Annotated in this window: 9 protein-coding genes; 3 read left to right on the top strand and 6 right to left on the bottom strand. The window is 70.8% G+C overall.

The features are described from left to right. Positions 1-270 precede the first annotated feature (270 nt). Both ACFHWY_RS22390 and ACFHWY_RS22385 read right to left on the bottom strand, forming a co-directional pair. Positions 271-612 (bottom strand): hypothetical protein, encoded by a 342-nt coding sequence (locus ACFHWY_RS22390; RefSeq protein WP_416582204.1) that lies wholly within the window; start codon positions 610-612, stop codon positions 271-273. After that, positions 609-1,001: a YbaB/EbfC family nucleoid-associated protein gene (locus tag ACFHWY_RS22385; protein WP_416582203.1), complete on the bottom strand. Its 393-nt coding sequence runs from the start codon at positions 999-1,001 to the stop codon at positions 609-611. Before ACFHWY_RS22385 ends, ACFHWY_RS22390 begins: the two co-directional genes overlap by 4 nt. A gap of 244 nt (positions 1,002-1,245) precedes the next feature. Here ACFHWY_RS22385 and mycP point away from each other — a divergent pair, with 244 nt between their 5' ends. After that, positions 1,246-2,526: a type VII secretion-associated serine protease mycosin gene (mycP, locus tag ACFHWY_RS22380; RefSeq protein ID WP_416582202.1), complete on the top strand. Its 1,281-nt coding sequence runs from the start codon at positions 1,246-1,248 to the stop codon at positions 2,524-2,526. 121 nt (positions 2,527-2,647) lie between these two features. On the opposite strand, the gene ACFHWY_RS22375 is transcribed toward mycP, so the two are convergent. The 3 genes from ACFHWY_RS22375 to eccB all read right to left on the bottom strand — a co-directional run bounded on the left by ACFHWY_RS22375 (position 2,648) and on the right by eccB (position 4,867). Beyond that, positions 2,648-2,935, bottom strand: a complete 288-nt coding sequence (locus ACFHWY_RS22375; protein WP_416582201.1) for a WXG100 family type VII secretion target — start codon at positions 2,933-2,935, stop codon at positions 2,648-2,650. Between the two features lie 15 nt (positions 2,936-2,950). Then, positions 2,951-3,280: a WXG100 family type VII secretion target gene (locus ACFHWY_RS22370; protein ID WP_416582209.1), complete on the bottom strand. Its 330-nt coding sequence runs from the start codon at positions 3,278-3,280 to the stop codon at positions 2,951-2,953. A gap of 159 nt (positions 3,281-3,439) precedes the next feature. Beyond that, positions 3,440-4,867: a type VII secretion protein EccB gene (gene eccB, locus ACFHWY_RS22365; protein WP_416582200.1), complete on the bottom strand. Its 1,428-nt coding sequence runs from the start codon at positions 4,865-4,867 to the stop codon at positions 3,440-3,442. A 141-nt stretch (positions 4,868-5,008) separates the two neighbouring features. On the opposite strand from eccB, the gene ACFHWY_RS22360 reads away from it, so the two are divergent. Then, positions 5,009-5,755: an SUKH-3 domain-containing protein gene (locus ACFHWY_RS22360; protein ID WP_416582199.1), complete on the top strand. Its 747-nt coding sequence runs from the start codon at positions 5,009-5,011 to the stop codon at positions 5,753-5,755. Positions 5,756-5,764: 9 nt separating this feature from the next. Here ACFHWY_RS22360 and eccD read toward each other — a convergent pair whose 3' ends face one another. Further along, positions 5,765-7,153: a type VII secretion integral membrane protein EccD gene (gene eccD / locus ACFHWY_RS22355; RefSeq protein WP_416582198.1), complete on the bottom strand. Its 1,389-nt coding sequence runs from the start codon at positions 7,151-7,153 to the stop codon at positions 5,765-5,767. 140 nt (positions 7,154-7,293) lie between these two features. Between eccD and eccCa the strand changes: the two genes are divergently transcribed. Next, entirely contained in the window at positions 7,294-11,256 is a 3,963-nt protein-coding gene (gene eccCa, locus ACFHWY_RS22350; RefSeq protein ID WP_416582197.1) for a type VII secretion protein EccCa, read from the top strand. The last annotated feature ends 69 nt before the right edge of the window (positions 11,257-11,325 follow it).

Here is an 11,325-nt window from a genome sequence, read left to right as displayed (position 1 = left end):
CTCGCCGGCCCCGCCTCCCCAGCTCTGCAAGATCTTCATGACCGCCGGGTCTGCCTGGCCCAACGTGTCGCCGACCGCATCGGACAACGCCTGCCACGCACCGGCGAGGTCGCGCATCCGGTCCTCGTCGCCGCTGGGCCACGCCTCGCCCGCGCTCACCCAGCAGATGGCATCCCAGACCCAGGCGTACTCGCCGAACGAGTCCCTGGGATTGGGTACCGCCACCCCGTGTGCCCCTTTGTCTGATCGCGGCCCGCAGCCGGTGGACGACTACTTGTCGTCGCCGCCGAACAGCGTCTCGACCATGTCGTCGACGTCGACAGTGCCCTCAACCGCACCCTTGACCGTCGGTCCCAGCACCTCCACCAGTGGCACGAGGTCTGCGGTCAGCTTGAGGACCTTGTCTGCGGGCTGGTCCGCACCGCCGAGGTAGCTCTTGTTGAACTCGTTGCCCGGCTCGTCGTCGCCCCACGGGCGGCCCTCGTTCAGCGTCTCGATGGTTCCGGCGAGGTTCCGCCAGGTCATGGCCAGACGGGCACCGGCGGAGCCGAGGTGGTTGGCCCCCTCCAGGGCTTCATCCGGCTCGACGAAGGTCTCCCGCAGCTCGGTCATCGCTTGTCCTCCCCAGGTAGGTCGCTGTCCAACTGACGGAAGATGCCATCCAGATCATGGTCGATGTACGCTTGAAACTGGCTGTCGGGTACGAACGGGCGGACCAGCTTCTCGACCTCTGCCATGGCCTTCTCGGTCGCTAGCCGGATCGTCTCCGTGACGGTGGCGGAGAGTTCTTTCGAGTTCGGACGGCGGTATATCCGCGGGTCGAACTCGACCTTCGTCACCTGTCCCCGCGGCCCCACCGTGACGGTCACCAGACCGTCCTCGGACGTGGCTGTGGCCGCCACCGCCCTGAGCTGCTGTTGAAGATCGCCCACGCCCGAACGCATCCGCTCGAACTGGGCCATCAGCTCGTCGGCACGGGCGCGCAGCGCCTGTACGTCCATGGCGTGTCCTCCCCGTGCCTTGCCGGTCCTCGCGCGCCTTGGGCCGGTCCTCGCGCGCCTTGCCGGTCCTCGTCTTTCACCGGTCCTGGCTACACGCGTCCACCTTCGACCCACGCCGGACGTGACCGCCTCCGACCATACTGAACAGATGCGACATCGGCGCCCTCGGTCTACGGTCGCCCGCAGATACGATGCACCGACACGGTCGGCAGGGAGGTCAGCAGGCATGGTCCGGGATCACCCGATGACAACGTTCGCCCTGGTGGGAGCGATGTTGGCCACGGCGATGTCGATTCCCGCAGCGCATCCTGCCCAGGCCGCACCTGCGATTTGTCAGAATCCGAGCGATCCCGGGCAGGTCAACACCGAGACCCCCTGGCACCAGCGGTGGCTCGCGCCGCAACGGGTCTGGCCGTTGAGCACCGGCGCGGGAGTGCGGGTCGCCGTCATCGACTCCGGCACGGACAGCAGCCACCCCCAGTTGGCCGGGCGGGTGGCCGTCGGCTTCGACGCGCTGAGCGGCACGCCTGGCGGCGACGTGGACTGCGTCTCCCACGGCACTGCGGTGGCCAGCATCATCGCCGCACGCCGACAGGACGCAGTGGGCTTCCACGGACTGGCGCCCGACGTGACGATCGTGCCGATCCGGGTCAGCGAGCGCAACGCCAACGACGCCCAGAGCGCCGACGGGGATGCCGTCACCGGTCCGGTCTTCGCGCAGGCGATCCGGCGTGCGGTCGACGACGGCGCCGACGTTATCAACATGTCGGTGACCCTCTACCACCCGGACCAGGACGTACGGGATGCCGTCAGGTACGCCGCCGAGAAGGACGTGTTGCTGGTCGCCGCGGCGGGCAACGAGCACCAGGACGGCGTCCGCCCTGACCCGGTGCCCTACCCGGCCGCCTACGATGACGTGATCGGGGTCGGCGCGATCGACCAGCACGGCGCTCGGCTCCGGCAGTCCCAGATCGGGTCCTACGTGGACATCGTCGCGCCGGGCGCAGCGGTGGTCGCCGCCACCCGACTGGCCGGACACCAGACCTGGGACGGAACCAGCTTCGCCACCCCGATGGTGAGCGCGACCGCGGCGCTGATCCGCTCGGCTGAGCCAGCTCTGTCCGCCGCGCAGGTCACCCGGCGGCTGCTGGCGACCGCGGATCCGGCCCGTGGGGACGCCTCACGCGGCTACGGCAGCGGAGTGCTCAACCCGTACCGGGCGGTCACCGAGCGACTGACCAGCGAGACACCGGTGGCACAGCCGCCGCTGCCCGAGGTGCCGCACGATGCGGTGGCGCAGGCTCGCGCGCAGCGGTGGGAGGTCTTCGCCCGGCTCGGGCTCTGGATCGGTCTGACGCTGGCCATGGTCGCCGTCGGCGTGGCGGTGTTGGCGGCGCTGCTGCCCCGGGGCCGCCGGACCCGGTGGCGACCCACCCGCCCGTCGGCACCACCGCCTCCCGGTCCTGAGCTCGACGAGCCGGAGGCGGCCTTCTTCCGGGTACCGAACTCGATGCGACGCGGCTGACGGCGACATCGGCAGCCACCGGGACCGCAGGTCGCTTCCGACTGAGGTGCGCACGGCCCGGCAGCCTGCGGTGACGACGATGGCCCGGCAACCTGCCGGGCCATCGTCGTCAGGTAAAGAGTCAGTCGCCGAACTTGGCGCGGTTCGCGGCCTCGCGGGCCTGCATCTTGGCGGCCGACTCGCGAAGCGCCCGCTCGATACGGCCGAGCAGGTCGCGCAGATCGTTGGCCGCGGACTCCCAGTCGGCCTGCCGGCGGAAGTACGCCTCGCGCGCCTCGCCGTCCCAGGTCGCCAGCAGCGGAGCAATGCCGGACTTGAGTCCGTCGAGCTCGCCGGTGAGATTCTTGACGGCACCACCGCAGCTGTCCGCCGCCGCGTTCAGGCCGGCGAAATTGTAGCGAATCTCCATTTCGAGTCCCCCCCGTCAGAGCTTCAGCGCCGCGGTGATCTGGCCGGCGGTCGCGCCCGCGCTGTCCATGTCGGACCGGATCTCCTCGTCGCTGACGTCGTAGTCCTTACCGGCCGAGCCGACCGCCTCGGCGATCGCCCGCAGCGCGACGTTGAGCCGGGCCATGTCCTGGTCGAACCGGTCACGGACCTGGTGGAAGGAGCCCGCGCCAGCGCCCTTCCACTGGTCGTACAGCGGTGCGAGCTGGTCCATCAGCTGGTTCAGGTTGCCGGTGAGCCGGTCGGCGACGGCATCGACGTCACCCTCGGTCTTCAGCATCAAGCCGGTGTCGGTGTTCATCGACATGGCGGAAGTCACCCCCGTCCTCGTTCGATCGCCCCGCTTCGCCGGAGGCGGCCACTCTCAGTCGGCGCTCACGCACCTTCATCACACGCACGGTAACGGGTGATGTCCTGCCTTCGCTAGACCACCGCTCGGCCCACACTTCCATTGTGGCTGGTCACGTCACTCCGGGTCGAGGGCGAGTTTCGCAGTCGCCGGATCGAGGGCGGGGCCGGCGGGCAACCGGACCACCAGGCTGGCGGGCAGTCGCACCGGCTCCACCTCCGCGTAGCCGAGCATCGCCGGCACCGCCTCGGAGGCCAGCGGATAGCGGTGTCCCAGGTCGGTGACCAGGTTGAGCGTGCCGTTCTCCTGGTCGGGTGAAGAGACGGCGTCGACCAGGACCCCGAAGCCGGGTTCGATGACGACCCGGTCGGCCAACGGCACCCCGTCACCGGTCTGCTCACCGGTACGCACCGGCTCCCGGACCGGCTGGACCCGTGCGTCGAGCAGCACCGTCGGCTCGTCCTCGCCCGGCTGGTAGGCGGCACAGATGGCCGGCTGGTTGCCGACCAGCCGGGCGATCTCCGGCCGCTGCTCCGGTGCGCGGAAACGTCCCTGGTCCGGCGCTGCCGCCTTTGGCGCGGCGGCGGCATCACCGGCGGCGAGTGCGATCGGCTTCGGCTTCGCCCCACCCGGGTACGCCGTCTCCGTCGCCCTGTCGGCCAGGAGCACGTCCGCCTGCACTGGAGTGATCGGGACAAGCCGCCTCCGCTCGGCGAGGTAGTACTGGCGACTGCGGTTCTGGCTCTCCACCAAGAAAACCTGGCCGATCCGGGCGTTGGGAAGCGCCGTGGACAGTGCGCCCCGGCCGGTCACCCGACGGGCGACGATCGCTTCACCGGCGGGCAGCGCGTTCAGCCACGCACCGCCTACCTCCACCACCGGCTCCGCGCCCATGGTGAGGCCCGTCAGCACCGTCTCCTCGTCCCGGATCTCGTACCGGTGGTCCCGCCAGACCAGATGCAGCCGGCTGGTCTCGCGGTCGCGGACCAGTAGCGCGACGTCCCCCGGGTCCCGCCCGCCGTCGGGGGCCAGTCCGACGGTGAGCACTGTGGTGGCGACGAATCCACCTGCGGCGTCCCGGGCCGGCTGCGTGCACAGGGTCCACGGCCCGTCCAGGATCCGCTCGGCCGGCGGCAGCGCCTCCGGTGCGAACGGGATACCGATGCGTGGGCCGCGGGAGATGCCGACCAGCGAGTTGCGGGAGACCGAGACCGTCGGTGCGGACGACTCCATTGCCAGCAGTGCGGAGGAGTAGTTGAGCACCGGATGCAGGCGACCCTCCCGGTACAGGTACCGGGTGCCGGTCTCCTTCTCCACGATGACGGCACCGCCTTTCTTCCACATGGTGGCACCACCCGGGCGCAGCAGGCCGTACACACCCACCGCGGCCAGGCAGAGCACCGCCACCATCACGCTGGCGAAGCCTGCGCCACCGAGCCGACGGAACGGCGCCGCCTCCGGGTCGGGCACCCGCGCCACCAGCGCCGAGGTCATCCGTTGCACAAAGAACTGGTACGACTGGACCTGGTCCCGCCGCGACGGCATGGCACCCTCCCCCTGGCGTACGCCGGCACGGTCACGATTGGCGGACCGCGGTGCCTACCATAGGCACGGCGTCGAACCGCCCGGTGCCCGCACCCGGCGTCGGCCGGACAAACCGCCGACGGCAGACCGAGGAGTCCTTCGATGATCAGTCGCGACGAGGCCCTGACCATCGCGCGTCAGTGGGCCGGCGCCGGCAGGCCAGAACCCGCACCGGAGGTGGACCTGCGCGAGTTCGACCTCGGCTACGTGGCCTGGCGCGTCATCCCCGCCCCACCGCCCACCGACGGGCCACCCGTTCCACCTCCTTCGACCGGATACCCCCGGGCGGTCATCGACCGGAAAACCGGCGAGGTGTCCCAGTGGCCATCACTGCCCTGGCAGCTGATCGCCGAGCAGTACGCGCAGCACCGCGCTGCCGTGGGACGATTCCCCCCCGACGTGCGGCAGGTGTTGGACAAGGCCGGCTGGTTTCCGGGCCGCGATCGAACCGCCTCGGTCGACCTGTGGATCGTCCGCTTCGCCGACGAGCTGGCCGGGCTCGACTGCCCGCCGGTCGCCCGGGCGGCGATGGTCGAATTCGGCGGCCTGCGACTGCCGCAGTTCGGCCACGGCGGTGAGCTGGGAGGTGGCTTCACCAGCTACATCCACCCCACTGAGGGCGGCGTGGTGACCGAGGCTGCCCGGGCCTTCGCCGAGGAGTACGACAATCCGGTCTACCCGCTCGGCAACAACGAGGACGGGCCCTCCGAACTGGTCATCGACGCGCAGGGGCGGGTCTTCATGCTGCACTGGGCCGCCGACTTCTTCGTCGGCCCCGACGTCGACTCCGCCATCGTCGAGCTGATCCGCGGCGGCGACCTGTCGGAAGCCAGTGACCGCGACTGGTGAGGCGGCCGGTCAGCCGTTGATTGCCCGCATGAACGCGTAGAGGCCGAGCACGCTGCACGCCACCGGCACCACGGCGAGTTGGAGAAGGATGTCGAGCATGTCGCCGAGCCGGGCGAGTCGGGGGGACGGGGAGCGGCGGCTGTAGGTGAGCCCGGCGGCGGCCGACGCTGCGGCGGCGACCAGGGCCACCGGCAGCACCGCCAGCACCCGCGTCGCGGTGGACTCGTCCGCCGCACCGATCAGCGGCAGCAGGCCAAGGCCGGCCAGGCCGACGGCGATCAGCGGAACCCGGTGCCGGACCGTCGCGACCAGCCGGGCACGCAGCAGGTAGCCCAGCGAGACGACCCCGGCGAGCAGCAGCGCGGAGAGCGTGCCGGTCGCGGTGAGCACGACCAGGCAGCCGATGGTTACCACGGAAGCGCCGAAGACCATGCCGGTGAACACCTCGTCGGCGCGGGCGGTGGCCTGGTAGACCACGGTGCGCTTCGGTTGCGGCTCGTCGCGCAACAGATCCTCGGTGGTACGCGGCATCGCCGGCATCGGCATCTTCCCGAGCCGCACGGAGAGCAGCGGCATCGCCGGCAGCAACAGGGTCACCGCGCTGACCACGATCGCGGTGCCCTGCGCGGCGTCCATCTCGCCGAGGGCGAGAAGCCCGCCCACCATGCCCCAGAACCCGACGAAGACGGCAGCAACGAAGACCCGTGTCGCGTCGCCCACGCCGAGCAGACCGAGCAGGCCGGAGAGCAGCAGCACAGCGGAACCGAGCAGCACGTGCGGGGCGCCCAGCGCCCACACCGACTCCCCGCTGCCGATGACCAGCACTCCGCCGACGAAGGCGTAGGGCAGACCGGCGGCGGCAACCACCGCGCCGGCGAGGGAGTCGGCCATCGCCCGGGACAGCACGATCCCGCAGACCAGCAGCAATCCCGCTGTCCCGAGGGCGACCGCCCCGCCGAGCCAACCGGGCTCGGCGGAGGTGACGATCACGACCAGGCCGAGCAGCAGCAGCACCCCGGCCACGACCAGGCCGGTCAGCCGGGTGGCGAACGGACTCCAGGCCACGCCACGCCGTCGGGCACCGTCGGCGACCGCCTCCATCAGGTCGTCGTACGCCAGCTCCGGCCAGTCCGTACGCCGCGGCACCAGGTGCAGCGTCTCGCCGTCGCGGACGCTCTGCGCCGCGAGCGTACGGGCGAGGTCGACGGCGCTGCCGTCGCTGCGCCGCAGCATCCAACCGCCGTGGCTGGTGCCGTCCGACGGATCCTCGTCGGCCTGGCGCAGCACGGCGGGGAGCAGGCCGACGAGCGGCAGATGCTCGGGCAGGGCGAGATCCAGTCGTCGGTTGGGGGCGACGACGGCGATGCGCGCGAGTCCGGTTCCGGCCTGGGTGACCACTGACGACCCCTCGGTACGGGGAGCGGGCCGGAAGGCCCGCAGCTGTCCTGACGGGCAAAGGCTACCTACCATGTGCCGATGACGCGGGGGCGGTTCACCGCTGCGCATCAGACCCAGGAGAGGCGACGGAGGTCTGTCACGTGAGCACGGTGGTGGTGAAGCGGCCCTCCCGACAGCCGGAACCGGAGTATCCGTCCGGCGAGGTGCTGCTGGAGGCACCGCCTGAGGTGCCGGCGCCCAGCGGCAAGGCCTGGGGTCAGATGCTCATGATGCTGCCGATGCTCGCCGGCTCTCTGGCGATGGCGATGATGTTCGCCGGCCGGGGCGGCGGCACCTTCGCCTACGTCACCGGGGGCCTGTTCGGACTCTCCGCCATCGGCATGCTCGGCGCCCAGTTGACCAACAATTCCGGTGGGCCCAGCAAGCAGGAGATGCTGCAGAAGCGTCGCGAGTACATGACACATCTGTCGCGCCAGCGCCGTCGGGTACTCAAGACAGTCCGCCGACAGCGGGAGGCCGCGTTCTACCGGCATCCAGACCCGGACACTCTCTGGTCCCTGCCACTGGGCCCGCGACTGTGGGAACGCCGCCGTGGCGACGTGGACTTCGCCACCGTCCGCATCGGCCTCGGTCCGCAGGAACTGGCCACTCCGTTGGTGCCGCCACCGGCCACGTCCCTGGAGAAGCTCGAGCCGTTCTGCGCGTTGGCCCTGCGCCGGTTCCTCACCACCTACGGCGAGGTGCCGGACCTTCCGGTGACGATGGCGTTGAACGGGTTCGCCCGGGTGCACCTGCGCGGCGACACCGACGCCGGCCGCGGAATGGTCCGGTCGGTGATCGCCCAGGCCACCGCGTTCCACGCTCCCGACGACATGCTCGTCGCGATCTGCGTGGCAGCGGATCGGCGGGCCGATTGGGAGTGGACGAAGTGGCTGCCACACGCCCTGCACCCGGCGCGCACGGACGCGCTCGGTCAGCTGCGCCTGGTCGCGTCTTCGGTGACCGGACTGGAGGCGATGCTCGACGACGTGCTGGCCAGCCGCCCAAGGTTCAACGCCAGCGGCGGCCCGCCCCAGGTCGCCGGCCCGCACGTGCTGGTGGTCGTCGACGGTGGCGACACCGCCGGCTCGGACCACCTGATGACCGACGGCGGCGTCGAGGGCGTGACCCTGTTGGACCTGTCCACCCCGGCGCCGCGCCTGCTCGACCGGGCACGGCTGGTGCTGGAGGTGACCCCGGGGCGCCGGTTGAACAGCACCACCGTGGACGGCTCGGCAGAGATCGGTCGGGCCGACGACTGCCGGGTCACGGAGATCGAGGCGCTGGCCATGCAGCTCGCTCCGCTGCGGTTGTCGGCCGCCTCCCGGGGTGGTGGCGACACCCCGCTCACCACCGAGCTGGGCCTGGCCGAGCTGCTCGACCTGGGTGACCCGTACGAGTTCGAGGTCGACCGGGCGTGGCAGCCGCGACCGAACCGCGACCGGCTGCGAGTGCCGATCGGTGTGGGTACCGACGGCGGCCCCGTGGAGCTGGACCTGAAGGAGTCGGCGCAGGACGGCATGGGCCCGCACGGGCTACTGATCGGTGCGACCGGTTCCGGGAAGTCGGAGCTGCTGCGCACCCTGGTGCTGGCGCTGGCGGTCACGCACTCGTCGGAGAGCCTCAATTTCGTCCTGGTCGACTTCAAGGGTGGCGCGACGTTCACCCGGCTGGACGGACTGCCGCACACCAGCGCGGTGATCACCAATCTGGCCGACGAGTTGCCCCTGGTCGACCGGATGACAGACTCCATCAACGGTGAGCTGGTGCGCCGGCAGGAGTTGCTGCGCGCGGCGGGCAACTACGCCTCACAACGCGACTACGAGAAGGCCCGGACGGCCGGCGCGCCGCTCGCCCCGCTGCCGAGCCTGCTCATCATCTGTGACGAGTTCTCCGAGTTGCTCTCCGCGAAACCCGACTTCATCGACATGTTCGTGCAGATCGGTCGGGTCGGTCGGTCGCTCGGCGTACACCTGCTGCTGGCGAGCCAGCGCTTGGAGGAGGGGCGGCTTCGGGGACTCGACACCCACCTGTCGTACCGGATCGGTCTGCGGACGTTCTCCGCGATGGAGTCACGGGTGGTGCTCGGGGCCACCGACGCCTACGAGCTGCCCCGGTCGCCGGGGCACGGCTACCTGCGGTTCGGCATGGAGCCGTTGATCCGGTTCAAGGCCGCATACGTCTCCGGCACCTACCGGAGCAAGACCGCCGCGGCGGTCGCGGCCGGCGACAGCGAGGACCGGGTACACGAGTACAGCACCACCTACGTCGCCCCACCGGTGAGCCGGACACCTAAGCAGGAGGAGGCGCCGGAGCCGACCGATGGTGTCGGTGAGAGCGTCCTCGACATCCTCGTCGCCCGGCTTGCCGGCCGGGGTAAGCCGGCGCATCAGGTCTGGCTTCCGCCGCTGGCCGACCCGCCGACGTTGGACCAGTTGCTGCCTCCGATGACCGCCGACCCCGCTCGCGGGGTGACGGTGGCGCACGCCGGTCTGCTGGGCGAGTTGCAGGTGGCGGTCGGCATCGTCGACAAGCCCTTCGAGCAGCGCCGGGACGTGCTGTGGTTCGACCTGGCCGGTGCGGCCGGCCACGCCGTGATCGTCGGTGGGCCGCAGAGCGGCAAGAGCACTCTGCTGCGGACGGTCGTCACGTCGCTGGCACTGACCCACACTCCCCGGGAGGCCCAGGTGTACTGCCTCGACCTGGGCAGTAGTGCGCTCTCCTCGCTGCGCGACCTGCCGCACGTCGGGTCGGTGGCGACCCGCCTCGACGCTGGCCTGGTCCGGCGCACCATCGCCGAGCTGCAACTGCTGATGGGTGAGCGGGAGCGGCGGTTCGCCGAAGGCGGCGTCGACTCGATGGCCGAGTACCGCCGGGCCCGCCGGCACGAGCAACACAACGACGACCCGTTCGGCGACATCTTCCTGGTCATCGACGGCTGGGCGACGCTACGGACGGAGTTCGAGGACCTCGAGTCGACGATCAACGACATCGCCAACCGGGGCCTCTCCTTCGGTATTCACCTGATCGTGACCGCCGGCCGCTGGATGGATCTCCGCCCGGCGGTGCGGGACGTCTTCGGCACCCGGTTGGAACTCGCGCTATCCGACGCCGGCGACTCCAACCTGGACCGTCGTGCGGCGATGAACGTGCCGGAGAAGTCGCCCGGCAGGGGTATCACCCCGGACGGGCAGCAGTTCCTGGCGGCGCTGCCACGCGCCGACGGCGCGCAGGAGGCGGAGACTCTCGCCGAGGGGTCCCGCAAGCTGGTGACCGACCTGGCCGCCGCCTGGCAGGGCCCGGGTGCCCCGCCGATCCGACTCCTCCCGCCGGTGGTTCCCTACGGCAGCCTGCCCAGCACCGGACGCCGGGGGATGCCGATCGGCATCGCCGAGGTGGACCTTCAGCCGGTGCAGCTGGACTTCGCCGCCGATCCGCACTTCGTCCTCTTCGGCGACGGCGAGTCCGGGAAGAGCACGTTCCTGCGGGCGCTGGCGCAGACGATCGTCGACCGCCACGATCTGACCGAGGCCCGGCTGGTTCTCGTCGACTACCGGCGTAGCCTGCTCGGCGACATCACCACGCCCCATCTGATCGGTTACGGCTCGACGGCCCAGGTGACCGAGAACATCGTCACGGAAGTGGCAACCGTGATGCGCGACCGACTGCCCCCGGACGACATCAGCGCGGATCGTTTGCGGGCCCGCGACTGGTGGAAGGGTCCGGATCTCTACGTGTTGGTCGACGACTACGACCTGGTCGCCGGCGCCGGCAGCAACCCGCTGACCCCGTTGCTGGAGTTCCTGCCCCAGGCCCGGGACATCGGCCTGCACCTGGTCATCGCCCGGCGGACGGGCGGCGCGAGTCGCGCACTCTACGAGCCGGTGCTGATGCGGTTGCGCGAGATCAGCACGCCGGGCGTCGTGATGTCCGGCAACCGGGACGAGGGCGTGCTGCTCGGCACCGTACGACCGGGGCCGCTACCACCGGGCCGGGGGTGGCTGGTCTCCCGACGCGGCGGCACCCGACTGGTGCAGTTGGTGAACCTTCCGCAGCGTGCGTAGGCCGGTACAGGGTTGCCCGATGAGGCTACCGTCGGCCAGAGTGGACTTACGGTGGCGCGGCTCCGGAAC

This window comes from Micromonospora sp. LOL_024, from assembly GCF_048060415.1.
Classification (GTDB): domain Bacteria; phylum Actinomycetota; class Actinomycetes; order Mycobacteriales; family Micromonosporaceae; genus Micromonospora.
This window is presented reverse-complemented; position numbering and strand designations above follow the sequence as displayed.